General features: G+C 67.6%; 27 protein-coding genes. 13 read left to right on the top strand and 14 right to left on the bottom strand.

All coding sequences use genetic code 11. From position 1 onward, the window contains the following. The first annotated feature begins 92 nt into the window (after nucleotides 1-92). The 4 genes from fabZ to lpxB are packed head-to-tail and all read left to right on the top strand — an operon-like array spanning nucleotide 93 to nucleotide 3,319. Nucleotides 93-557, top strand: coding sequence for a 3-hydroxyacyl-ACP dehydratase FabZ (fabZ, locus tag D6850_RS10510; RefSeq protein WP_121166538.1), 465 nt, complete (start codon nucleotides 93-95; stop codon nucleotides 555-557). A 5-nt stretch (nucleotides 558-562) separates the two neighbouring features. Next, nucleotides 563-1,363 carry an acyl-ACP--UDP-N-acetylglucosamine O-acyltransferase gene (gene lpxA, locus D6850_RS10515; RefSeq protein ID WP_121166942.1) on the top strand — a complete coding sequence of 267 codons (801 nt, stop codon included), beginning with the start codon at nucleotides 563-565 and terminating at the stop codon, nucleotides 1,361-1,363. A 1-nt stretch (nucleotide 1,364) separates the two neighbouring features. Next, nucleotides 1,365-2,171 carry an LpxI family protein gene (locus D6850_RS10520; protein ID WP_121166540.1) on the top strand — a complete coding sequence of 269 codons (807 nt, stop codon included), beginning with the start codon at nucleotides 1,365-1,367 and terminating at the stop codon, nucleotides 2,169-2,171. After that, nucleotides 2,171-3,319, top strand: a complete 1,149-nt coding sequence (lpxB, locus tag D6850_RS10525) for a lipid-A-disaccharide synthase (protein WP_121166542.1) — start codon at nucleotides 2,171-2,173, stop codon at nucleotides 3,317-3,319. The genes D6850_RS10520 and lpxB overlap by 1 nt, the downstream gene beginning before the upstream one ends. Nucleotides 3,320-3,334: 15 nt before the next feature. Here the strand turns inward: lpxB and mnmA are convergent, their stop codons facing one another. Then, the gene (mnmA, locus tag D6850_RS10530) at nucleotides 3,335-4,477 is read right to left on the bottom strand and encodes a tRNA 2-thiouridine(34) synthase MnmA (protein ID WP_121166544.1); all 1,143 of its coding nucleotides are present in this window, start codon (nucleotides 4,475-4,477) and stop codon (nucleotides 3,335-3,337) included. Between the two features lie 160 nt (nucleotides 4,478-4,637). On the opposite strand from mnmA, the gene sciP reads away from it, so the two are divergent. The 5 genes from sciP to D6850_RS19845 all read left to right on the top strand — a co-directional run bounded on the left by sciP (nucleotide 4,638) and on the right by D6850_RS19845 (nucleotide 10,585). After that, nucleotides 4,638-4,916, top strand: coding sequence for a CtrA inhibitor SciP (gene sciP / locus D6850_RS10535; protein WP_121166546.1), 279 nt, complete (start codon nucleotides 4,638-4,640; stop codon nucleotides 4,914-4,916). A 93-nt stretch (nucleotides 4,917-5,009) separates the two neighbouring features. Further along, a complete protein-coding gene (ctrA, locus tag D6850_RS10540) occupies nucleotides 5,010-5,732 on the top strand; it encodes a response regulator transcription factor CtrA (protein ID WP_121166548.1) in 723 nt (240 codons plus the stop codon). 238 nt (nucleotides 5,733-5,970) lie between these two features. Continuing rightward, complete coding sequence (gene ligA / locus D6850_RS10545; RefSeq protein WP_121166550.1) at nucleotides 5,971-8,220, top strand: NAD-dependent DNA ligase LigA; 2,250 nt, start codon at nucleotides 5,971-5,973, stop codon at nucleotides 8,218-8,220. Continuing rightward, nucleotides 8,217-10,319, top strand: coding sequence for an ATP-dependent DNA helicase RecG (gene recG / locus D6850_RS10550; protein WP_121166552.1), 2,103 nt, complete (start codon nucleotides 8,217-8,219; stop codon nucleotides 10,317-10,319). The genes ligA and recG overlap by 4 nt, the downstream gene beginning before the upstream one ends. Before the next feature lie 143 nt (nucleotides 10,320-10,462). After that, nucleotides 10,463-10,585: a hypothetical protein gene (locus D6850_RS19845; RefSeq protein ID WP_281272578.1), complete on the top strand. Its 123-nt coding sequence runs from the start codon at nucleotides 10,463-10,465 to the stop codon at nucleotides 10,583-10,585. A gap of 205 nt (nucleotides 10,586-10,790) precedes the next feature. Here the strand turns inward: D6850_RS19845 and D6850_RS10555 are convergent, their stop codons facing one another. Both D6850_RS10555 and D6850_RS10560 read right to left on the bottom strand, forming a co-directional pair. Next, nucleotides 10,791-10,982, bottom strand: coding sequence for a cytochrome oxidase subunit III (locus D6850_RS10555; protein ID WP_245964152.1), 192 nt, complete (start codon nucleotides 10,980-10,982; stop codon nucleotides 10,791-10,793). An 8-nt stretch (nucleotides 10,983-10,990) separates the two neighbouring features. Next, the gene (locus tag D6850_RS10560; RefSeq protein WP_121166554.1) at nucleotides 10,991-11,446 is read right to left on the bottom strand and encodes an iron-sulfur cluster assembly scaffold protein; all 456 of its coding nucleotides are present in this window, start codon (nucleotides 11,444-11,446) and stop codon (nucleotides 10,991-10,993) included. Between the two features lie 81 nt (nucleotides 11,447-11,527). Between D6850_RS10560 and hisI the strand changes: the two genes are divergently transcribed. Continuing rightward, nucleotides 11,528-11,890, top strand: coding sequence for a phosphoribosyl-AMP cyclohydrolase (gene hisI / locus D6850_RS10565; protein WP_121166556.1), 363 nt, complete (start codon nucleotides 11,528-11,530; stop codon nucleotides 11,888-11,890). A 34-nt stretch (nucleotides 11,891-11,924) separates the two neighbouring features. Here the strand turns inward: hisI and gluQRS are convergent, their stop codons facing one another. From gluQRS to D6850_RS10585, 5 genes are all read right to left on the bottom strand, one after another. Then, nucleotides 11,925-12,767 (bottom strand): tRNA glutamyl-Q(34) synthetase GluQRS, encoded by an 843-nt coding sequence (gene gluQRS, locus D6850_RS10570; RefSeq protein WP_121166558.1) that lies wholly within the window; start codon nucleotides 12,765-12,767, stop codon nucleotides 11,925-11,927. After that, on the bottom strand, nucleotides 12,764-13,378 hold the full coding sequence (locus D6850_RS10575; RefSeq protein ID WP_121166560.1) for a class I SAM-dependent DNA methyltransferase: 615 nt from the start codon (nucleotides 13,376-13,378) through the stop codon (nucleotides 12,764-12,766). Before D6850_RS10575 ends, gluQRS begins: the two co-directional genes overlap by 4 nt. A 12-nt stretch (nucleotides 13,379-13,390) precedes the next feature. Then, nucleotides 13,391-14,755 carry a methylenetetrahydrofolate--tRNA-(uracil(54)-C(5))-methyltransferase (FADH(2)-oxidizing) TrmFO gene (gene trmFO / locus D6850_RS10580; RefSeq protein WP_121166562.1) on the bottom strand — a complete coding sequence of 455 codons (1,365 nt, stop codon included), beginning with the start codon at nucleotides 14,753-14,755 and terminating at the stop codon, nucleotides 13,391-13,393. Nucleotides 14,756-14,896: 141 nt separating this feature from the next. Beyond that, nucleotides 14,897-15,076 carry a hypothetical protein gene (locus tag D6850_RS19475; protein ID WP_166434037.1) on the bottom strand — a complete coding sequence of 60 codons (180 nt, stop codon included), beginning with the start codon at nucleotides 15,074-15,076 and terminating at the stop codon, nucleotides 14,897-14,899. Nucleotides 15,077-15,178: 102 nt separating this feature from the next. Continuing rightward, a complete protein-coding gene (locus D6850_RS10585; protein WP_121166564.1) occupies nucleotides 15,179-15,964 on the bottom strand; it encodes an enoyl-CoA hydratase in 786 nt (261 codons plus the stop codon). Between the two features lie 58 nt (nucleotides 15,965-16,022). Between D6850_RS10585 and D6850_RS10590 the strand changes: the two genes are divergently transcribed. From D6850_RS10590 to rpsI, 3 genes are all read left to right on the top strand, one after another. After that, a complete protein-coding gene (locus D6850_RS10590; protein ID WP_121166566.1) occupies nucleotides 16,023-16,445 on the top strand; it encodes a PaaI family thioesterase in 423 nt (140 codons plus the stop codon). Nucleotides 16,446-16,601: 156 nt separating this feature from the next. Next, nucleotides 16,602-17,066, top strand: coding sequence for a 50S ribosomal protein L13 (gene rplM / locus D6850_RS10595; protein ID WP_121166568.1), 465 nt, complete (start codon nucleotides 16,602-16,604; stop codon nucleotides 17,064-17,066). Continuing rightward, a complete protein-coding gene (gene rpsI, locus D6850_RS10600; RefSeq protein ID WP_121166570.1) occupies nucleotides 17,066-17,563 on the top strand; it encodes a 30S ribosomal protein S9 in 498 nt (165 codons plus the stop codon). Before rplM ends, rpsI begins: the two co-directional genes overlap by 1 nt. Nucleotides 17,564-17,688: 125 nt before the next feature. On the opposite strand, the gene D6850_RS10605 is transcribed toward rpsI, so the two are convergent. The 6 genes from D6850_RS10605 to D6850_RS10630 form a co-directional block, all read right to left on the bottom strand. Beyond that, on the bottom strand, nucleotides 17,689-18,306 hold the full coding sequence (locus D6850_RS10605) for a TetR/AcrR family transcriptional regulator (RefSeq protein WP_121166572.1): 618 nt from the start codon (nucleotides 18,304-18,306) through the stop codon (nucleotides 17,689-17,691). Then, nucleotides 18,299-19,168: a polyphosphate kinase 2 gene (ppk2, locus tag D6850_RS10610; protein ID WP_121166573.1), complete on the bottom strand. Its 870-nt coding sequence runs from the start codon at nucleotides 19,166-19,168 to the stop codon at nucleotides 18,299-18,301. Before ppk2 ends, D6850_RS10605 begins: the two co-directional genes overlap by 8 nt. A gap of 41 nt (nucleotides 19,169-19,209) precedes the next feature. Next, complete coding sequence (locus D6850_RS10615) at nucleotides 19,210-20,187, bottom strand: alpha/beta fold hydrolase (RefSeq protein WP_121166575.1); 978 nt, start codon at nucleotides 20,185-20,187, stop codon at nucleotides 19,210-19,212. A gap of 25 nt (nucleotides 20,188-20,212) precedes the next feature. Next, the gene (gene metA / locus D6850_RS10620; protein WP_121166578.1) at nucleotides 20,213-21,145 is read right to left on the bottom strand and encodes a homoserine O-acetyltransferase MetA; all 933 of its coding nucleotides are present in this window, start codon (nucleotides 21,143-21,145) and stop codon (nucleotides 20,213-20,215) included. 34 nt (nucleotides 21,146-21,179) lie between these two features. After that, the gene (locus D6850_RS10625) at nucleotides 21,180-22,049 is read right to left on the bottom strand and encodes an ATPase (RefSeq protein WP_121166580.1); all 870 of its coding nucleotides are present in this window, start codon (nucleotides 22,047-22,049) and stop codon (nucleotides 21,180-21,182) included. 136 nt (nucleotides 22,050-22,185) lie between these two features. Continuing rightward, a complete protein-coding gene (locus D6850_RS10630; RefSeq protein WP_121166582.1) occupies nucleotides 22,186-23,253 on the bottom strand; it encodes an outer membrane protein transport protein in 1,068 nt (355 codons plus the stop codon). Between the last annotated feature and the right edge of the window lie 84 nt (nucleotides 23,254-23,337).

Here is a 23,337-nt window from a genome sequence, read left to right on the forward strand (position 1 = left end):
GGGACAGCGCGTTTCGCCTTGATCCTCGCGCCGCCGGCACAAGTCGGAACACCCGTCACGATCGGGACTTATCTCAGCGGGAAAGGACCGCAATGACCGAACCGCTCAGAAGCGCCGATATTCACCTGATCCAGCGCATCATTCCGCATCGCTACCCCTTTCTGTTGGTGGACAAAGTCATCGACATGGACGGCTATCGCTCGGCCACGGGGATCAAGAACGTGACCATGAACGAGCCCCACTTCCAGGGCCATTTCCCCGGTAAGCCGATCATGCCGGGCGTCACCATCGTCGAGGCGATGGCGCAGACCGCGGCGGTCATGGTGGGCAACGCGCTCGACATGGCGGATCGTCACATGCTGGTCTATTTCATGGCCATCGAAAGCTGCAAGTTCCGCCGCATGGTGGTTCCCGGCGACCGGCTCGAAATGACGATGACGACGCTGCGGGGCAAGCCGAGCGCGAAGGTCTGGAAGTTCGGCGGCGTCGCCCGCGTCGGCGAGGAACTGGCCTGCGAGGCGCAGTTCACGGCGATGATGGACATGTCCGGGGCATGATGGCGATGCGCGCGCCGCAGATCCATCCCAGCGCCATCATCGAGCCGGGCGCGCAGATCGGCGCGGGCTGCTCCATCGGCCCGTTCTGCCATGTCGGCCCCGATGCGAAGCTGGGCGAAGACGTCACGCTGCGCTCGCATGTGGTTGTCACCGGCGACACGGAGATCGGCGACGGCTGCGCGATCTTCTCCTTCGCCGTGGTGGGCGAGATCCCGCAGGACCTGAAATTCCGGGGCGAGAAGACCCGGCTCGAGATCGGCGCCCGCACGCGGATTCGCGAACATGTGACGATCAACACCGGCACCGAAGGCGGCGGTGGGCTGACGCGGATCGGCGCGGACTGCCTGCTGATGGCGGGTTGCCACGTGGCGCATGACGCGCTGATCGGCGACCGGGTCATTATCGTCAACAACGCCGCGATCGCCGGGCACTGCATCCTCGAGGATGACGTGCTGGTGGGCGGGCTGTCTGGCGTGCACCAGTTCGTACGCATCGGGCGCGGCGCGATCATCGGCGCGGTGACGATGGTGACGAATGACGTCATTCCCTACGGGCTCGTGCAGGCGCCGCGCGGAGAGTTGGACGGGCTCAACCTCGTCGGGCTCAAGCGGCGCGGCGTGTCGCGCGCCGACATCACCGCGCTGCGCGCCGCGTTCCAGATGCTCGCCCAGGGCGAGGGCGCATTCCAGGACCGCGCCCGCCGGCTGGGTGAGGAGACCGACAGCGACTATGTGCGCGCCATCGTCGATTTCGTGACCGGTGCGTCGGAGCGGTCTTTCCTGACGCCCGGCCAGGGGCAGGGCTGACATGGCGGGGCGCCTCGCGATCGTGGCGTGCGGCGGCGCGCTTCCGGTGCGGCTGGCCGAAGCGCATCCCAACGCGATGCTGATCGCGCTCGAAGGCATCCCGACCGACCTGGAAGGCGCCGCGCAGAGTTTTGCGCTGGAGGAGATCGGCGCGCTTTTCGACGCCATGCGCGCCGAAGGGGTCGCGCGGATGGTCTTTGCCGGCACGCTGGCGCGCCCGCCGCTCAATCCCGCGCGCATGGATGCGGCGATGCTGCGCATCGCGCCACGCCTGATGCAGATGGTCGCGCAGGGCGACGATGCGCTGTTGCGCTTCGTCATTTCCGTCTTCGAGGACGAGGGCTTTGCCGTTCTGGGCGCGCATGAGCTGCTGCCGGATCTGACCGCCGCGGCGGATCTGCGCGTGGGCCGCACGCCGGACAAGGCCGAGGAGGCCGACATCGCGCGCGCGCACGACATCCTCGTGGGGATATCGTCGCTCGATATCGGGCAGGGCTGCGCGGTCGCGGGCGGCCAGTGCCTCGGGGTCGAAACCGTGCAGGGCACCGACGCGATCCTGCGCTTCATCAAGGAGACTCCCGACGCGCTACGGCGCGGCGCGCGCGGCGTCTACCTGAAGATGCCCAAGCGCGGGCAGGACCTGCGCATCGACATGCCCGCGATCGGGCCGCGGACCGTGCACGGCGTGGCCGACGCGGGCCTCGGCGGGCTGGTGATCGCGGCGGGCCAGGTGGTGGTCATGGAGCCCGACGCCACGCGGGCGGCGGCCGAGGCGCGGGGCGTCTACCTCATCTCCCGGACGCTCTGATGCGGGTCTTTCTCGTCGCGGGCGAGGCGTCGGGCGACCGGCTCGGCGCGGCGCTGATGGCGGGGCTCAAGAGCCTGGCGGATGTCGAATTCCTCGGCGTCGGCGGACCCTTGATGCAGGCCGAGGGGATGACGAGCCTCTTCCCGATGGAAGAACTGAGCGTCATGGGGATCGTCGAGGTTCTCCCGAAGTATTTTCACCTAAAACGCCGCATCGCGCAGACCGCGCAAGCGGTGCTCGACGCGCAGCCGGACGTGATGATCACCATCGACAGCCCGGATTTTTGTCTGCGCGTGGCGCGGATCGTCAAGGAAAACAGCGATATCCGCACGGTGCATTATGTCGCCCCCTCGGTCTGGGCTTGGCGGCCCAAGCGCGCGGCGAAGATGGCGAAGGTGATCGATCACGTGCTCGCCCTCTTGCCGTTCGAGCCGCCCTATATGGAAGCCGCGGGGATGCAATGCGATTTCGTCGGCCACCCCGTCACGACCGAGCCGGTGGCGGATGCGGCCGCCAAGGCCGCTTTCCGGAAGGCGCACGATCTTGGCGACGCGCCGCTGCTGCTGGTCCTGCCCGGATCGCGCAGGGGCGAGGTCACGCGCCTTGCGCCGATCTTCGGCCGCGCGCTCACCCCGGTGCTGGAAGCGCATCCAGACCTGCGCGTCGTCGTGCCGACCACCGCCAACGTGACCGCGACGGTGCGCGACATCGCGTCCGATTGGCCGCAGGCGCCGCTTATCCTCGAGCCCGCCCAGAAGGACGCGGCGGCGCACAAGGCGGCCGCCTTCGCCGCCGCCGGCGCGGCGCTCGCCGCCTCGGGGACCGTGTCGTTGGAACTGGCTGCGAACGCGACGCCGATGGTGATCGCCTATGACGCCAACTGGCTCAGCCGGACGCTGGTGGAGCGTATGCTGCTGATCGACACGGTCACCCTCGTCAACCTGGTGAGCGACACCCGCGCCGTGCCCGAATGCACCGGCGCGCGCTGCACGCCGGAGAACATCGCCGACGCGCTTCTGGGCGTGCTGGCCGACGCGGGCGCGCAGCAGGAGGCGATGCGCCTGACGATGGAGCGGCTGGGCCGCGGCGGCGATCCGCCCGGACTGCGCGCCGCTCGCGCGGTGCTGGCCGGGCTCGGGCGGGGCTGATCGCCCAGGCGGCCCTCAGCCGCGCCAGATCCAGCCGCCGCCAAGGATGCGGCTGCCGTCGCTGTCATAGAAGACGCAGGCCTGTCCGGGCGACACGCCTTCCTCCGCCGTCAGCAGTTCGACCTCGGCCGTGCCGTCCGCGCGCGGCCGGATCACGGCGTCGCGCGGCGGGCGGGTGGAGCGGACCTTGACCGCGACCTGCCACTCCTTGCGCGCGCCGAGCGGTTCGTCGCCCAGCCAATTGATCTCGCGCACCGGCACGGTGCGGGTGGCGAGCATGTCCTTCGGACCGACGATCACGCGGCGGTTCTCGACGTCGAGCTTGACCACGTAGAGCGGTTCCTCCAGCCCGCCGATGCCGAGGCCGCGGCGCTGGCCGATCGTGTAGTGGATCACGCCTTCGTGCTGGCCAAGGACGCGCCCGTCCGCATGGACGATCTCGCCCGGATCGGCCGCGCCGGGGCGCAGCTTTTCGATGACGGCGGCGTAATTGCCGTTGGGCACGAAACAGATGTCCTGGCTGTCGGGCTTGTCCGCCACGCTCAGCCCGTATTTCGCCGCCAACGCGCGGGTCGCGTCCTTGCTCGGCAGATGACCCAGCGGGAAGCGCAGGAAATCAAGCTGCGCCTGCGTGGTCGAGAACAGGAAATAGGACTGGTCCCGCGCCGCGTCGGCAGCGCAATGCAGCTCCGCGCCATGCGGCCCCATCTTGCGCTGGATGTAGTGGCCGGTCGCCATGCAGTCGGCGTCAAGGTCGCGCGCGGTTTCGAGCAGGTCCTTGAACTTCACCCGCTCGTTGCAGCGGATGCAGGGCACCGGCGTCGCCCCGGCAAGGTAGCTATCGGCGAACTCGTCAATCACCGCGTCCTTGAAGATATTTTCGTAATCAAGGACATAATGCGGAAAGTTCATCTCTTCCGCGACGCGGCGCGCGTCGTGGATGTCAAGCCCGGCGCAGCACGCGCCCTTCTTGGCCAGCGCCGCACCGTGATCGTAGAGTTGAAGCGTGACGCCGACCACGTCGTAACCTTCCTCGGCCAGCATCGCCGCCACGACCGAACTGTCGACGCCGCCGGACATGGCGACGACGACGCGCGTCTCGGCGGGCGGTTTGGCGAATCCGAGCGAATTGAGCCTGTCGGAATGATCGAGAGCCATGGGGAGTCTCCGAAGAGTCGGGGTTTCGTTTCGCACATAAGACCTGCGCGCGTGAAACGCAAAACCCTTTAGGAAAATGCGCCGCATTTGGCCCGCCCGGTTTCAACGACTGTTAAGCAGGGCGGCGCATTCTCGTCGCCGTCAAACGAGGGTGAGAGTGATGTATCTGAAGAAAGTCGACGGACCGCGCGCCGTGACGCTGCCGGATGGAACGGTCCTGACGCGGGCGGACCTTCCTCCGCCCGACACCGACCGCTGGGTCGCTTCGCGCAAGCTCGCGGTGGTGCGCGGCGTGCTCTATGGGCTGATCTCGCAGGGAGAGGCGCAGCGGCGGTACCAGTTAAGCGAGGATGAATTCCGCGAATGGGTCCGCGCGGTCAGCCTGCATGGGGAGGACGCGCTCAAGACCACCGCGCTCAAGAATTATCGACAGCTATAGGTTGTATTCACGGATTGTTCGCTTATGGTAACGTGTAGTTAACCTAAATTGGTCAAGGTTGTGTGAGAAAAGCTTAATTGCGGAGAAAGACACATGCGCGTGCTGCTGGTGGAAGACGATCCCACGACCTCGAAGAGCATCGAACTGATGCTGACCCATGCCAACCTCAATGTCTACACGACCGAGTTGGGGGAGGAGGGGATCGACCTGGCGAAGCTCTACGATTACGATCTGATCCTGCTGGACCTCGCGCTACCGGACATGACCGGCCATGATGTGCTGCGCCAATTGCGCCTCGCCCGGATCGAAACGCCGATCCTGATCCTCAGCGGCGCCGACGACACCGAAAGCAAGATCAAGGGCTTTGGCTTCGGCGCGGACGACTACCTGACCAAGCCGTTTCACCGCGAGGAGCTGGTCGCGCGCATCCACGCGATCATCCGCCGCTCCAAGGGACATTCGCAATCGGTGATCCGCACCGGGCTCATCAACGTCAATCTCGACGCCAAGACCGTGGACGTGGCCGGCAAGACCGTGCATCTCACCGGCAAGGAATACCAGATGCTCGAACTGCTGAGCCTGCGCAAGGGGACGACCCTGACCAAGGAGATGTTCCTCAACCATCTCTACGGCGGCATGGACGAGCCCGAGTTGAAGATCATCGACGTCTTCATCTGCAAGCTGCGCAAGAAGCTGAACGAGGCCACCGGCGGGGACAGCTACATCCAGACGGTCTGGGGCCGCGGCTACGTGCTGCGTGATCCGGAACCCGAAGAGCTCGACAGCGACGGCCAAAAGCTGGCCATGGGCGCCTGACGGAGCGCCAGTCGCATGGCTTGAGGTCGCCCATGACCTGAGCGGGCCGCGGTCCTGACCGGATGCGGCCCGTTTTTTCGTGCGCAGCGTGTTCAGCCCGGCCCGGATCAGCGCGCGGTTCCGGACCGCCGCGGCGGCGCGCGTGCAGGCTGGACCTTGGGCGGGACGCGCCCTATCACTTTCGGGGCGGCCCCGGCGGATCCGGCGCCGGGAGAGGGCGCAGACCAAAGGAAGCGCGATGACCGACAGGGCCGATGTGGACAGTCTTACCGACGAGCAGGCGGCGCGCGAACTGGCCGAACTGGCCGGGATACTGCTACGCGCCAACCTCGACTACCACGCCGAGGACGCCCCGCAGCTGACGGACGCCGAATACGACCGGCTCAAGGCGCGAAACGCGGCGATCGAGGCGCGCTTTCCCCATCTCAAGCGCGCCGACAGCCCGTCGGACCAGGTTGGCGCCGCCCCCGCGGAGGGGTTTGCGAAGGTCACCCACGCGGTGCGGATGCTGTCGCTCGGCAACGCCTTCGAGGCGAGTGAAATCACCGAGTTCGACGCGCGCATCCGCCGCTATCTCGGTCTCGGGCCGCAGGATCCGCTGCGCTACACCGCCGAGCCCAAGATCGATGGTCTGAGCCTCAGCCTGCGCTACGAGGACGGCGCGCTGGTGCAGGCCGCGACCCGCGGCGACGGCGCGGTGGGCGAGGGTGTGACCGCCAACGCGCGCACCGTCGCGGATATCCCGGTGCGGCTCGATGGCGCGCCGGACACGCTCGAGGTGCGCGGTGAAATCTACATGAGCCACGCCGATTTCGAGGCGCTGAACGCGCGTCAGGCCGAGGCGGGCGGCAAGACATTCGCCAATCCGCGCAACGCCGCCGCCGGGTCGCTGCGCCAGCTCGACAGCCGGGTCACCGAGTCGCGCCCGCTGCGCTTTTTCGCCTATGCTTGGGGCGCGCTCAGCGCGCCGCTGGCCGATACGCAGATTGGCGCGATTCACCGGCTGGCCGAGCTGGGGTTCCAGACCAACCCGCTCACCGCGCTTTGCGACGGCCCGGACGAGATGCTGACGCATTACGAGCGGATCGAACAGCAGCGCGCCGGCCTCGGCTACGATATCGACGGGGTGGTCTACAAGGTGAACGACCTCGCGCTCCAGGCGCGGCTCGGCTTTCGCTCGACCACGCCCCGCTGGGCGATCGCGCACAAGTTTCCCGCCGAGCTCGCCTGGACCCGGCTCGAGGGCATCGACATCCAGGTCGGACGCACCGGCGCCCTGAGCCCCGTGGCGCGGCTCACCCCGGTCACGGTGGGCGGTGTGGTGGTCAGTAACGCGACGCTGCACAACGAGGATTACATCGCCGGGCGCGACGCCTCGGGTGGCGAAATCCGTGGCGGCAAGGATATTCGCATCGGCGACTGGGTGCAGGTCTACCGCGCTGGCGACGTCATCCCCAAGGTGGCCGACGTGGACCTCTCCAAGCGTCCCGAGGACGCGCAACCCTATGAGTATCCCACGAAGTGCCCCGAATGCGGCTCGGACGCCGTGCGCGAGGAGGGCGACGCGGTGCGCCGCTGCACCGGCGGGCTGATCTGCCCGGCGCAGGCGGTGGAGAAGCTCAAGCATTTCGTCTCGCGCGGGGCGTTCGACATCGAGGGACTGGGCGCGAAACAGGTCGAGATGTTCTATCACGACGACCAACTGCCGGTGCGCACGCCCGCGGATATCTTTACGCTCGAGGCGCGCGACGCGAAGGCGCTCACCAAGCTCGCCAACCGCGACGGTTGGGGCGAGACGAGCGCGAAGAACCTCTTTGCCGCGATCGAGGAGCGGCGCGTCGTGCCGCTCGGGCGGGTTCTTTACGCGCTCGGGATCCGGCATGTGGGCGAGGTGGCGGCGAATGATCTGGCGCGGCATTTCGGCAGTTGGGAGACGCTGATAGCGGCGGTCGATGTCGCCGCGCCGGCCGCCGAACGCCACCTCGCCGCCGACGCCGCCGAGGCCGAAGAACGCCGCGCCGCCGCCGACGAGGGGCGGCGCGCGCGGATCAAGCCGGCGCGCGACGCGGCCTGGGAGGGGCTCGACGACGACGCGCGCGCCGCCTGGGAGGACCTCGTCGGCATCGATGGGATCGGCGCGACGGTGGCGGTGTCGCTCGTGACCACCTTCCGGCAGGAGGCCGAGCGCGCCTCGATCGACGCGCTCGCACGGGAGTTGACCATCGAGGACGCCGAACGCCCCGACACCGAAGGCAGTCCCGTCGCGGGCAAGACGGTGGTGTTCACCGGCACGCTCGAACGCATGACCCGCGCCGAGGCCAAGGCCCGCGCCGAGGCGCTGGGGGCGAAGGTGTCCGGCAGTGTTTCGGCCAAGACGGATCTGCTGGTCGCGGGGCCGGGGGCGGGCTCCAAGGCGCGGAAGGCGGCGGAGTTGGGGATCGAGACGCTGGACGAGGACGGCTGGCTCTCGCTCATCGACGAGGCATGAGCGCGCCGTCCAAGGGCCGCCCCGAGGCGCTGTTTCCTCTCTACGCGGAGCTTGAAACCCTGCCCGGCGTCGGCCCCAAGACGGCGCAGGCGATGGCCGCGCTCGACATCACCCGCCCGCGCGACCTGCTCTTCACGCTGCCGCATTCGGGCATCGACCGGCGCAAGCGCGCGACGGTGCAGGGTGCCGACCTGCCGGGCGTAGTGACGGTCGAGGCGGTGATCGGCCAGCACCGCCCCCCCGCGCGGCGCGGCGGCGCCTACCGCGTGATGGCCGAGGACGCGGCGACCACCTTTCAGGTCGTGTTCTTCCACGCCCGCGACGAATACCTGCGCCGGATGCTGCCCACCGGCGCGCGCCGCGTGCTGTCGGGCAAGGTCGAGCTGTTCGACGGGATCGCGCAGATGGTGCATCCCGACCACATGCTGCCCCCCGAAGAGGCGCACGAGATCCCGGATTTCGAGCCGGTCTACCCGCTCACCGCCGGCGTCACGCAGAAGGTCATGGCCAAGGCCGCGCAGGCCGCGCTCACCCGCGCGCCGGACCTGGCCGAGTGGATCGACCCGGCGCAGAAGGCGCAGGCGGGCTGGCCCGACTGGCGCGATGCGGTGCAAGAGGCGCACGCGCCCGAGGACCGGGGCGATCTGGCCGCGACCCATCCGGCGCGCGCGCGGCTGGCCTATGACGAATTCCTCGCGCATCAGCTGACGCTGGCGCTGGCGCGCAGCCGGCTCAAGCGGGCCAAGGGGCGCGCGACGGTGGGCACGGGGGAGTTGCAGGCCCGCGTGCTCGACGCGCTGCCCTACCAGCCGACCGGCGCGCAGACCCGCGCCATCGCCGAGATCGCCGCCGACATGGCCGCCGGGGCGCGCATGAACCGTTTGCTTCAGGGCGACGTGGGCGCGGGCAAGACGCTTGTCGCGCTCAAGGCGCTTCTGATCGCGGTGGAGGCGGGCGGGCAGGGGGTGATGATGGCCCCGACCGAAATCCTCGCGCGCCAGCATCTCGAGGGGCTGCGCCCGCTGGCCGGCGCGGCGGGCGTGCGGCTCGAGATCCTCACCGGGCGCGACAAGGGCGAGGCGCGGCGCGCCAAGCTCGCGGCGCTAGCGGCGGGCGAGATCGGCATCCTGGTCGGCACGCATGCGGTGTTCCAACAGGACGTGAGCTTCGCCGACCTGCGGCTCGCCATCGTGGACGAGCAGCACCGCTTTGGCGTGCGCCAGCGGTTGGAGTTGGGGCGCAAGGGCGACCGCGCCGACGTTCTGGTGATGACCGCAACGCCGATTCCGCGCAGCCTCAGCCTCGCGCAATATGGCGACATGGACATCTCGGTGCTGGACGAGAAGCCCCCGGGGCGCAAGCCGATCAAGACCGCGCTGGTCGGCATGGAGCGCATGGACGAGGTGGTGGACCGGTTGCGCCGCGCGATCAAAGAGGGGCGACAGGCCTACTGGGTCTGCCCGCTCGTCGAGGAAAGCGAGGCGGTCGATCTCAGCAGCGCGGAGGAACGGTTCCGCCGCCTGCGCGCCGCCCTGGGCGAGGCGCATGTCGGCCTCGTGCACGGGCAGATGCCGCCCGAGCAGAAGGACGCCGCGATGCGCGCCTTCCAGGAGGGGCGGACGGCGGTGCTGGTCTCGACCACGGTGATCGAGGTGGGGGTCGACGTGCCCAACGCCTCGATCATGGTGATCGAGCGGGCCGAGAGCTTCGGGCTGGCGCAGCTTCACCAGTTGCGCGGCCGCGTCGGGCGGGGCGAGGCGGCCTCGACCTGCCTGCTGATGTATCAGAGCCCGCTCAGCGAAAGCGGCCAGCGCCGCCTTGCGACCATGCGCGACACCGAGGACGGGTTTCGCATCGCCGAGGTCGATCTGGAAATGCGGGGCGCGGGGGACCTGATCGGCACGGCGCAATCCGGCCTGCCGAAATTCCGCGTGGCCGATCTCGAGGGGCAGGCGGCGCTGATGGCGGTAGCGCAGTCGGACGCGCGCAAGCTGCTGGCCGAAGACCCTGATCTCACCGGCGCGCGCGGGACGGCGGCGCGGTTGTTGTTGTGGCTGATGGACCGGGATCAGGCGATCCGGCTGATCTCCGTGGGGTGAAACGGGAACATTAAAAACCTTCAATCCCAATCAGATAGCACCTCCTACACCACTCCGTTCACGAATGTTCTTAATAAGTTCTTTACAAAGGGCAGACGATGTGAGAACAAAGTGGCAACTTAACGAATTGGAAAGGACGCCCGATGTTCCGCCAGATCAAGACCGCCGCCGCCCGCTCGAACGACACCCTTCTAGGGGACGCAATCGGTGGGGCCGCGCTGATGGTCACGCTGGTTGTCGGGCTCTACCTGCCCGGTTTTCTCTAGTTTCTGCCTGCGGTCTTTCTTCCGTGCCTCTTGCGTGCCTGCATCTCATGTCCCCACTTTCGATGCGACGCGACTGACACTGCCTGTTCCATCGCTTTTCCGGATTTGCCTCATCCCCCGGACCGGCACGACAGGGCTCCACGGGGGGGACCGCCCCCACTGACCGCCGCCATCCCGTCCCGGATGCGCGGCGGTTTTTTTTGTCTCAGTCCCGGTGATGCGGCCGGGTGGCCCAGACCGGGACGAGAAAGACGAGGCAGGCGATGAGGAAGAAAAGGCTGGCCGCAAGCCCGATCATGTCGCCCGCGCGCCATGTCGTCCAGACGAACCCGATGGCCGACAGGGTGAAGAGCACCCAGCCGGCAAAGTTGAACATCCAGGCCGTGCGCGGCGTCATCGCAGGGCTCAGGCGCAGGAACTGGCGGACTGGATGTCGTCCAGCGCCTCGACCGCCGCGTCGAGCGAAAGCAGGATCGAGGCGTGCCGGTTCTTGTAGTCGCGCGCCGGCTGCAACACCTCGAGCGCGTCGAAGGGCGGCGCGGGGGGCGGGCCGCCCTCCTTCAGCATCGCCTTGAGCGAATCGCGCGCCGCGCGCACCTGGTCCTCGGTGCAGCCGACGATCGCGCCGCCCACCACGCTCGCCGCGGCCTGGCCGAGCGCGCAGGCCTTCACCTCCTGCCCGTAATCGGCGACCAGCCCGTCGCGCAGCGACAGGTCCACCGTCACGGTCGATCCGCACAGCGGCGCGCGGCGTTTCACCGTCGCATCCGGGTCCTCGAGCCGGGTGAGCCGCGGAATGTCCGCGGCGAGCCCGAGGATGCGGGCCGAGTAGAGCTTGATCATGTCGCTTTCGCCGCTCATGGCATGTCCTTCCGGTCTTTCCCTTCCGGGGTTCATTGCATAGGTAAGACGCCATGCGCCCGATGCCAAAGGAAATCTGCCATGCGTTTTGATCCGTCGAGCCTGAAATACGACGCCGCCGGCCTCATTCCCGCCATAGCGCAGGACGCGGGGACGGGCGAGGTGCTGATGCTCGCCTGGATGAACGCCGAGGCCGTGGCGCGCACGCTGGCGACCGGGCGGGTCACCTACTGGTCGCGCTCGCGCGCCGCCCTCTGGGTCAAGGGCGAGACGAGCGGCCATGTGCAGAAGCTGGTCGAGATGCGCCTTGATTGCGATCGCGACTGCCTGCTTTGCCGGGTCGACCAGACGGGGCCAGCCTGTCATACCAATCGGCGGAGCTGCTTTTACACCAGCGTCAGCGACGGCGTCGAGACCGAGATCATGACGCCCGAGCCGGGCTGAGCCGCCATTCCGGGCACTCTCACCAGCAAACGGATCAGGAGAGGCCGACCATCCGCCGGACATCGGCGGGCGTGGCGTCCCCTGCGCGGTAGGTGGCGATGGCGCGGGCGTCGTCGCGCTTGGCGAGCCGCTTGCCCGCCGCGTCGCGGATCAGGCGGTGGTGATGATAGATAGGCGTCGGCAACTCGAAAAGACGTTGCAGCAGCACCTGGAGCGCAGTGAAGTCGAGCAGGTCGGCGCCGCGGATCACGTGACTGATCTCCTGAAGCGCATCGTCGAGCGTAGAGGCAAGCAGGTAGGACGCGGTGGCGAGTTCCTTGCGCCCCAGCACCGGGTCGCCGGATAGAGGGATGAGCGTTTCGGCGCGAGTCTCCTGCGCGCCGGCGTGATCGGGGCCGGTTTCGGTCCAGCAAAGCGGCGCGCGCCCGATGGCGCGGAAGGCGCGGCGGAGGTCGAGGCGCAGCGCGTCGCCGGGGCGGCGGCTCTCCATGCTGCGGCCCCGGCACGTCCCGGGGTAGACGGCGACGGGCGCGCCTTCCTGCGGGGCGGATTGCGCGGCGCGGATATCGGCGCGCGAGCAGGAGCAGGGGTAGAGCAGCCCGCGATCGGCAAGGACGGCAAGCGCCGCGTCGTAGCGCGCGAGGTGATCGGACTGGCGCAGCAGCGGCTCGGGCCAGGACAGGCCGAGCCAGCGCAGATCGTCGTATATCTGCGCCTCCCATTCGGGGCGTGAACGTTCGGTATCCGTATCCTCGATCCGCAACAGGAAGGTCCCGCCCTCGGCGCGCGCCATGTCATGGGCCAGCAGGGCCGAATAGGCATGCCCAAGGTGCAGCGGCCCGGTCGGAGACGGGGCAAAGCGGGTGACGAATCTCACGCTTTTTCAACGACGTAAACTGTTGATTTCAGGTCCTGGCCTGGCAGATGGTCGCCGTGCTCGACGCTCAGCAGCCGCGCCGCGCCGCTGTCGAGCCACTGGTTCAGCCGGCCTTCATGCCGGGCGTCGGCAAGGGCGTGATCGTTGAAGCTGAACACCAGAAGCGCGTCGCGGGCAAGCGCGTTCATCAGCAGGTCGAGCGTTTCGGGCGGCGCCGCGCCGGGGCCGATCACGCCGATGGCGGCGATAGCGCGATGGCTGCCGGGTGTGACGGGGGCGGGCGCGTCGAGGTCGAGAAGGTCGAGATTGCGGTAAAGCGCCTTCTCGCGGGCGCGTTCCAGCATGTCGGCGCTGGGGTCCATGCCGTCGATGACGCGGTAGCCCGCCGCCGCCAGGGCAAGGCCCGAAAGGCCCGTGCCGCAGCCGAAGTCGAGGATCGGGGCGTCCGGTTCCGGCAGTTTCTCCCAAAGCGCCGCGGCGCATCGCCCGGGCGTCGCATAGCCGTTCTCGGCGATTTCCGCCTCGTAGCTGGCCGCCCAGGCGTCGTAGAGCGCCCTGGTTTCTCGCGGGGATTGGTCGCCGTAGATCTTGTCCAGGAATTTATCGGTCATGGAGACAGGAAATCATACTGGCTGTGGCGCGTCCAGCCTGCCATGGGCGAGCCACCCGCGCCATGCCGCCTTGGCGCGGTCGGTATAGGCCTTGTAGCGGTCGCGGCGTCCCCGCCGCCCGCCCCTCAGACCCTCGACCGGACGAAAGAGGCCGAAATTCACGTTCATGGGCTGAAAGGTCTTGGCCTCCGCGCCGCCGGTGATGTGATGGATGAGCGCGCCCATCGCGCTATCCTGCGGCGGCGCGGGCAGGGGCGCGCCGAGGATCTCGGCGGCGGCCATGCGCCCGGCGAGAAGGCCCATCGCGGCGGATTCGACATAGCCCTCGACCCCGGTGATCTGGCCCGCAAAGCGGATATTGGGGCGCGAGCGCAGGCGCATCTGCGCGTCGAGCAGCGTGGGCGAATTGAGGAACGTGTTGCGGTGGATCCCACCCAGCCGGGCAAAGCGCGCGTTCTCCAGCCCCGGGATCATGCGCAGCACCTCGGTCTGTGCGCCGTATTTCATTTTCGTCTGGAATCCCACGATGTTGTAAAGCGTTCCTAACGCGTTGTCGCGGCGCAACTGAACCACCGCCCAGGGCTTAACGTCGGGCTGGTGCGGATTGGTGAGGCCGACGGGCTTCATCGGGCCGTGGCGAAGCGTTTCGCGCCCGCGCTCGGCCATCACTTCGATCGGCAGGCAGCCGTCGAAATAACCGGCGGTTTCGCCCTCGTGGAACTCGGTCTTGGGCGCGGCGAGTAGGGCGTCGATGAAAGCCTCGTAGGTGGCGCGGTCCATCGGGCAGTTGAGATAGGCGGTGCGCTCTTCCTCGGTTTCGCCCTTGTCATAGCGCGACTGCATCCAGGCGCGGGTCATGTCGATGCTGTCGAAATGCACGATGGGCGCGATGGCGTCGAAGAAGGCCAGCGCCTCGGCGCCCGTCTCGGCGGCGATGGCGCGGCCCAGCCCCTCGGAGGTGAGCGGCCCGGTGGCGATGATCCAGTGGCCGCTGGCGGGCAGCGCGTCGATCTCGCCCGTCTTGACCGAGACATTGGGATGCGCGCGCAACCGTTCCGTCACCATGCGCGCGAAGGGATCGCGATCCACGGCGAGCGCGCCGCCGGCGGGCAGGCGATGCGTGTCCGCCGCCTGCATGATGAGGCCATCCGCCGCGCGCATTTCCCAGTGCAGCAGGCCCACCGCGTTCTGTTCATCGTCGTCCGAGCGGAACGAGTTGGAGCAGACCATTTCCGCGAGGTCGCCGGTGCGATGGGCGAAGGTCGCGACCTTGGGGCGCATCTCGTGGATGACCACGGGCACGCCCATGTTGGCGGCCTGCCAGGCGGCTTCGGACCCGGCCATGCCGCCGCCGACGATATGCAATGTCTCTGTCATGAGCCGGCATCTAAGCCATCCGAACGGGTTTTGAAAGGCTCAGGAGGGCGATGCGCGAACGCGCGGTCGGGCGCGCCCAGCCGCCCGGTGTGCGCGAGCGGGTTCTCGAGCGACGCGAGGAACGCGAGGATGTCCGACGCATCACAGGATCGGTTCGAAGAACAAATTCCGGCCCAGGAGCACCGAAATCGCTCCTGGAACCGGGAAATCGTCATGGGTCACTGCGCCGGGCAGGTCGGCGGCCAGAGAGAGGCTGGCCTGGAGGGACACGAAGCCGACGGCGACCAGTAATCTACCAAGAAATAGCCCCGCGTATTCCACTTGAAAAGAATTACTTGCAAAGTTGAGGCGATTAATTTGGCGAAGGCGGAAATGGTGCGGCCTGGAACTGGAAACAATCTTCGGCGCGCGTCCATCGCACGGTTACTGGTCCCAGTCGGGCGGGCGTTTCTGGATGAAGGCGTCGATGCCCTCGGCGGTGTCGCGCCAGAGCATGTTCTCGACCATCACCGCGCCGGTATGGGCGTAAGCGGCGTCAAGCGGCATCTCGAGCTGGGCGTAGAAAGCCTCCTTGCCGATGCGCACCGCCGCTCCGAGCTTGCCGGCGATGGTCTCGGCCAGCGCGAGCGCCTCCGCCTCGAGCCGCTCGGGCGGGACCGCACGGTTGATCAGGCCCAGCTCGACCGCGCGGTCGGTGTCGATGAAGGCGCCAGTGGTCAGCATCTCGAAGGCCGCCTTGCGCGGGACGTTGCGGCTCAGCGCGACCATCGGGGTCGAGCAGAACAGGCCGATATTGACCCCGTTGACGCCAAAGCGCGTTCCCGTCGCTGCGATGGCGAGGTCGCAGGACGCGACCAGCTGGCAGCCCGCCGCGGTGGCGATGCCGTGCGGGGCGGCGATCACCGGCTGGGGCAGGGCGCGGATCGCCAGCATGACTGCGGCGCAGCGGTCGAACAGGTCCTTGAAATAGGCGCGCCCGCCGTCCTCGGCCTGCCGCCCCATGGTCATTTCCTTGAGGTCGTGGCCCGCGCAGAACGCCTTGCCCGCGCCCGAGAGCACGACGGCGCGGGTGTCCTTCTGCTCGGTCAGTCGCGCGAATTCGTCGCGCAGCGCCGCCAGCATCGCGTCGCTCAGCGCGTTGAGCCGCTCGGGCGCGTTCATCGTCAGATGGGCGACAGCGCCGTGGTCGGTGCGGGTAAGGATTGCCATCTTGCCACTCCTTCTTTCCTGAGGTCAGTTGTAGCGGCGCGCGCAAAAGGAGGGAAGTATGGGTTTGAAGATGACGAGCGCGGAGCTGGCAGCGTTCCTTGACGCGGAATTCCCGCAGGTGGAGGGCCAGTTCGCCATTGAGGATCTCGGCGAGATGCGCATCACCACCCGTCTGATCGTGGGTGAACAGCACCTGCGCCCGGGCGGCACCGTCTCGGGGCCGTCGATCTTTGCGCTGGCGGATGTGTCGGTCTACCTCGCCGTGCTGGCGATGATCGGGCCGCAGGGGCTGGCGGTGACGACGAACTGCTCGATCGATTTCATGCGCAAGCCCGGATCGGGCGTCGATCTCATTGCCGAGTGCCGCCTGCTCAAGCTCGGGCGCGTGCTTGCGGTGGGCGACGTGCTGATCCATTCCGAAGGCGAAACGGCCCCGGTGGCCCGCGCCAGCCTCACCTATTCGATCCCGCCGGCGCGATAATGTGGGGTATTTTGATACCTATTTTGCAAGATGCTGAAAACAAATACATAAACCTTGCTCGCCCTGCTTGACGTGGCGCATGGCGCGTTTATAACCCGGCCATCACGTCTGGCGCCCCGATGGCGTCAACAGGACACGACATAGGGTTTCCCGACAATGAAGACATATTCTGCAACTCCGGCAGATATCGAGAAGAAATGGATCATCATCGACGCCGAGGGCGTCGTGCTGGGCCGTCTCGCCTCGATCATCGCCACCCGCCTGCGCGGCAAGCACAAGGCGTCCTTCACCCCGCACATGGACATGGGCGACAACGTCATCGTCATCAACGCCGACAAGGTCCAGCTGACCGGCAAGAAGCGTGACAAGCCGAACTACTGGCACACCGGCCATCCCGGCGGGATCAAGTCGCGCACCACGGGCGAGATCCTCGAAGGGGCGCATCCCGAGCGCGTGGTCATGCAGGCCGTCAAGCGCATGCTGCCCGGCAACCGCCTGAACCGCCGTGTGCTGACCAACCTGCGCGTCTATGCAGGCGCCGAGCATCCCCACGAGGCGCAGAGCCCCGAAGTGCTGGATGTGAAGAACATGAACTCCAAGAACACGCGGGTGGCATACTGATGGCTGAAGAAATCAAAACGCTCGAAGGCCTCGAAGAGGTTGTTACCGAGAATATCGGCGGCGTCCAGGGCGTCGAATCCGAGGTGACCCGCGAACCCGTCCGCGACGAGTTCGGTCGCGCCTACGCCACCGGCAAGCGCAAGGACGCGGTCGCCCGCGTCTGGATCAAGCCGGGGTCGGGCAAGGTCACCGTGAACGGCAAGGAGATGAACGTCTATTTCGCGCGTCCCGTGCTTCAGATGATCCTGCGCCAGCCCTTCACCGTGTCGGGCACCGAGGACCAGTTCGACGTGATGGCCACCGTCAAGGGCGGCGGGCTCTCGGGGCAGGCCGGCGCGGTCAAGCACGGCGTGTCCAAGGCGCTTCAGCTCTATGACCCAAGCCTGCGCGCGTCGCTCAAAGCGGCCGGGTTCCTGACCCGCGACAGCCGCGTGGTCGAACGCAAGAAATACGGCAAGGCCAAGGCGCGCAAGAGCTTCCAGTTCTCCAAGCGCTGATCGGTTTCGCAAGATCGGGAAAGGGGCTGCCTGCGGGCGGCCCTTTTTGTTTTCAACCGTGCGCCAGTGGCGGGCGGGGACCTTCGGCGAGGATATTTTTCCGCCAGAAGAAGCAGGGGGCGGGTCTAGGTATCCGGGGGCAGCAGGCCGAGCCCGCGCAGGTAGATGCCGATCCCCGACTCCAGCAGGTCCTCAGGCGGGTAGGGCGCGCGCGTCCCCGGCGAGCCGCGCGCGAAGAGTTCGACGACGCCGTGGCTCAGCGCCCAGATATGGGCCGAGAACATCGCCGGCGGCGGGCGTTTCGCCGGCGGGATGTGCTGCGACAGGTCGGCGGCGGCCTGTTCGAGAACCGCGCGCGCGCGGTTGGCGGCCGCGGCGAGATCGGCGTTGCGGTTGACCGAGACGCCGCTTTCGAACATGGCGATGTAGTGGCCCGGATGGCGGCGCGCGAAGGCGAGGTAGGCGCGCCCCGTCGCCTCGAACGCGGCGAGCGCCGAGGGCTGGCCGCCGTCATAGGCGTATTGCATGAGTTCGGCGAAGATTTCGTAGCCCTGGCGCGCCGCCTCGGCGATCAGATCGTCGCGGCCGGCGAAGTGGCGATAGACCGCCGCCGGGGTCACGCCCGCCTGCCTGGCCGCCTCGGTGAGGGTGAAGCCCGTGGGCCCCTTGGCCTCGATCAGCGAGAGCGCCGCCTCGACCAGCGCCTGGCGCAGGTTGCCGTGGTGGTAGCCGCGTTTAGACATGCCACAGCGCGGGGCCGCCGCAGATTTGCGCGTCGATTGCTCCGATCGCGCCCGCGTCCTTCTGCGCGTAGGCGACGCGGTGCAGCACCGTGCGGATCGCGGCAAGTCGCGCGCGGCGCTTGTCGTCGGCGCGGATGACCGTCCAGGGCGCAGCGTCCGTATGGGTGCGCGCCAGCGTCTCGGCGATGGCGTCGGAATAGGCGCCCCAGCGCGCCAGGCCCTCGACGTCGATCCGACTCAGCTTCCATTGCTTGAGCGGATCGCGTTCGCGCGCAAGGAAGCGGCGCAACTGTTCGGCGCGCCCGACATTCAGCCAGAACTTGACGAGCACGATGCCGTCATCGGTCAGCATCCGCTCGAAATCGGGCGCCTGCCGAAAGAACCGCTCGCGTTCGGCATCGGTGCAGAAGTCGAACACCTTTTCCACGACCCCGCGATTGTACCAGCTGCGGTCGAAGAACACGATCTCGCCCGCCGCGGGCAGGTGATCGATGTAGCGCTGGAAATACCATTGCGTGCGTTCGGTGTCCGAGGGCTTGGGCAGCGCCACGACGCGCGCGCCGCGGGGATTGAGGTTTTCGCGGAAGCGTTTGATCGCGCCGCCCTTTCCGGCCGCGTCGCGCCCCTCGAAGACTAGCGCGACGCGCGCGCCGCTTTCCTTGACCCAGGCCTGGAGCTTGCCCAGTTCGATCTGCAGCCTTTCAAGGTCGCGGCGGTAGGTCTTGCGCGGCAGACGCGCGGGATGGGGATAGCCGGGATCGAGGATGTCGCCCCGCTTCGCGCCGCGGATCGCGTGGCGCAGATCCTCGGGCGCGAGGTCGTTGAAATAGGCGGTGATCGCGCCATCGAAGGGCAGGGTCATCGGCTGGTCCTTTTGCGCGGCACTATGGCGGCTGCGCGGAACTAGCGCAATCCGGCCCGGGCGGCGGCGCGGTCAATCGCGGCGACGCTGGCGGCGGGATCGGCGTGGTGCGGCATGTGGCCGACGCCGTCCAGCCGGGTCAGGCGCGCATCGCGCAACTGATCGACCAGCACTTCGGAATGAATGGACAGGCCGACGGTGGCGTCGGCGGCGCCGTGCAGGATCTCGACCGGCATGGTCAGCGCGTCGCGGTAACGTTGCGACATCTCCACGATATGCGGGCGCAGGGTGCGGACCTGTTGACCGTTGGCGCGCAGCGCCGCGCGGCGCAGGGTGAGGCCCGGACCGATGTGGTTCGCATAGCCCGCTGGCGCGGGCTGCGGCGCGAAGACGCCTTCGAGCGCGCTCTCGATCTGCGCCTTGCTTGCAAGCGCGGTGATGGCCGGAACGACGACTGCGCCGCCGAGCGCCGACCCGGTCACGTCATAGAAAAACCCGAGATCGCCGGGCCAGGGGTTCGACACGGGGGCGAGGAGGACCAGCGCGGCGGTGTCGTCGGGCCGCGAAAGCCCCCAGGCCAGCGCCACCGCCCCGCCGTAGGAATGGCCCAGCACGATCGGGTTGCGCACCCCCAGCCGGTCCGCCGCCGCCTGGAGAAGCGCGGCCTGCTCCTGTGGGCTCTCGCCCTGCGCGCCGCCGGGGCCGCCGTAGCCGGGCAGGCGCCCGGTCCAGCCCAGGCCGGGGCGGTCGAAGGCGATGACGCGGTAGCGTTCGGTGAGCCGCCCGGTCAGCTGGTAGGTGAAATCGCGCAGGTTGCCGCCCGCGCCGTGGATCAGCACGAGGTCAGGACCGGAGCCGCGCACCCAGGCGTGCACGCGCGTGCCGTCCACGTCGATCAGCCGGCCGACGGGCGGATAGGCGCGCTGCGCCTCGCGCTCGCGCTTTTGCGTCAACGCGGCACAGCCCGCGATCAGCATGAGCAGCGTCCCAAGCGCGATCCACGTCATCCTGGCCAGCATCGCCGGCTCCTCTCTCGGTTGCCGTTCAGGACGGGCCCAGCCCGATCTGCGACATGTCAAACGGCGTGGTCTGATAAATCTGGTTGATCCAGTTGCCGTAGAGCAGATGCGCGTGGCTGCGCCAGCGGTTCTGCGGCGTGCGGGCGGGATCGTCGCCGGGATAGTAATTCCCGGGCACGTTGATCGGCGCGCCCTGCGCGATGTCGCGGTCGTATTCCTGCTTGAGCGTGTCGCTGTCGTATTCCAGGTGGTTGAAGATATAGAGCGCGCGCCGCGCCGGATCCTCGACCAGGCAGGGACCGACTTCGTCACTGTAAAGCAGCGTGGTGAGGCCGGGCGCGGCGTCGATCTCGGCCTGGCGCATCTCGGTCCAGCGGCTCACGGGGATGACGCAATCGTCCGAGAACCCGCGCAGGTAGGGCGACGCTGGGTGCATGTTGCGGTGCCGGAAGCAGCCGAACGCCTTGGCGGGCAGCATGTGTTTGTCGATCCCGTGGAAATGGTTGATCATCGCCATTCCGCCCCAGCAGACGCCGAAGGTGGAATGCACATGGGTCTGCGTCCAGTCGAAGACGCGGCGCAATTCGTCCCAGTAGGTGACCTCGTCGAAATCGAGATGCTCGATCGGGGCGCCGGTGATGATCAGCCCGTCGAACCGCTCATCGCTCGCCTCGACCTTGGCGAAGGGGCGATAGAAGCTCTCCATGTGCGCAACCGACGCGGTCTTGGTCTGGTGCTCGGTCATGCGGATCAGGCTCAACTCGATCTGGAGCGGCGTCGCCCCGATGAGGCGCGCGAACTGCGTCTCGGTCTGGATTTTCTTGGGCATCAGGTTGAGCAGCGCGATGTGCAGCGGGCGGATGTCCTGGCGGGCCGCGAGGTCCTCGTCCATGACCATGACGCCTTCGCGCGTGAGCACGTCATAGGCGGGCAGGTCGGCTGGAATCTTGATCGGCATGTGCTGGCCTCGAACGAATGGCGGAGGGTATTGGTTAGGCGGTTGCGGCGTGACGCTCAAGGGCGGCGGCGATCAGCGCGTCGAACCCGGCGGCGTCGCGGACGCCGGCGACCTTGTCCGCCTCGAGCGTGACGCCCCATTTGGACATCGCCTCGTAACGGGGCGCGCGATGGGCAAGGGCGCGGGCGTAGGTCCAGCGGATGAAGGAATCCGGGTCAACATCTTCCGGCAGGACATTGTTTTCACGCAAATATTGATCCCACGCGTCGCCGAGGAACTCGGGCTGATACGCCATCGGCTTTGGCGCGCGGTCGAACCGGCGGATCAGTTCCTGCGTATGCGCCTCCGTGCCCTTGAGACGAACCAGCAGACAGTGGCGGGACAGTTCCTGCAGCAGCGGGTCGTCGGGATCGTCGCCATCCACCCATTCGCAGATCGACCCGCCGGTGTCGCAGATGAAATGCGGATAGCCATAGAGCGTCTGCGCGCGCTCGATGAAATATCCCGTGTCGCGCAGCGCGGAGATCTCGGCGCGGCGGAACTGTTCCTGGCGGCGGCGGAACTCTTGGATCGGGATGCCGCCCCTGGCTTCGTCGCCGGGCTTGCCCAGGTAGGTCGAGACCGGCGCGAGGTTGTCGAAGGTGATGTTGGAGCCGATGTAAATCGAATCCGACAGCAGCAGATCGCGCAGGAAAGGCACCTGCATGGCGTGCGCCTTGGCGTTGTCGGCAATGAGTTCGCCCATGTAGCGGGTGCCGATGCGATAGTCGATCGAGTAGTGGAACCAGCCGCCCGAAGCGCGCAGCATGTTGGAAAGATAGGTCTTGCCCAGCCCCGACATGCCGTAAAGCAGCACCCGCTTGTGCGGGGCGTCGCGCCAGTCCTGCGCGGTTTGATAGATCATCGCCGTCCCTCCGGTTCCATCCGTCCTAGCCAGCGCGCCGGGCGGCGTCAAATCCATTCGCGGGGCGGGCGGGCGCGCATGAAAAAGCCCCGCGAACCATGTCCGCGGGGCCTTGCCGTCCGTTGCCGAAGGGCGATCAGAAGCGCAGGCCGACCTTGACGCCCGCCGCGACCGCGTCGTTGCCCGAGAAGTTGGCGCCGATGGTGGTGTTGGCGCTGCCCACGTCGATATACTTGATGCCGGTGGTCACGTCCCAGTGCTCGGTCGAGTACTTGGCGGCCAGCCCGTAGCTGATGAAGCCGTCACGGCCCGACAAGTTGCCGACGGTGTCGCCCCGGTCCTCTTCGTAACCGACGGTGAAGGCGCCGGACCAGTTCTCGGTGAACCGGTGGCCCACCCCGACTTCGTAGGTCCAGATATCCGACGGCTCGCTCGCGAGCGCCACCACGCCGCCGGCGAAATCCATCGGGCGGATTTCGAACTTGCTCCACTCCTGCCAGCGGGCGGAGCCGAACACGATGGTGTTCTGCGCGACGCCCGTCTGCGCATGCAGCGTCACCGCCTGCGGGATCTCGACCTTGAACTCGGTCCCGGCGTTGTCGCGGAAGTCGTGTTCGATCTTGGATTCGTAGGTCAGCGCCACCTTGAGCGCGATATCGGGGATCTGGTAGGCCGCGCCGAGCACGTAACCGACCTGGTAATCCTTGTCGACGGTCAGGTTGTAGGCCGGGGGCAGGGGCAGGCCGGCGGTGCGGATGGCGACGTTGCCGCTCAGCGATTGCACGCGCAGACCGCCATAGGCGCTGATCCGATCGGTGAAGTTGTATTTCGCCAGCCCGGTCACGGCGAGCGAGTTCACCTCGGCGTTCGTGCCCGCGAAGGGATAGCCGGTGCCGGGCGCATAGCTCACGTTGGCGCCGACGGGTTCCTGGGCGTAGAGAGCGAAGGACAGTTTCTCGTTATACTGGTGCTTCCAGCCGAGCGAGAAGTTCTGGTAGGTCGACTGGATGTTGCCCGACCCGACCGCGCCGCCGACGGAGCCCGAAACGTTGGGCGAAACGGTCGCGGCGTTGAACTCGACATAATTCTTGCCCTTCTCGAACAGGATCTGGGACCGGTCGATATCACGCTGAATGCCGCCGGCGGAGACGGAACCCGCGATGAGGGTCAGGGCCGTGGTGCAGTAAAGAACACTCGATTTCATGGGACGCTCCTCCAGAACTTTGGCTGGAAGATACCGGGGCGCGGCGCCTCGCGGAACATTGACGCCGCGTCATATTTATTTGAG

It is taken from the genome of Roseovarius spongiae, from assembly GCF_003651245.1.
Classification (GTDB): Bacteria; Pseudomonadota; Alphaproteobacteria; order Rhodobacterales; family Rhodobacteraceae; genus Roseovarius; species Roseovarius spongiae.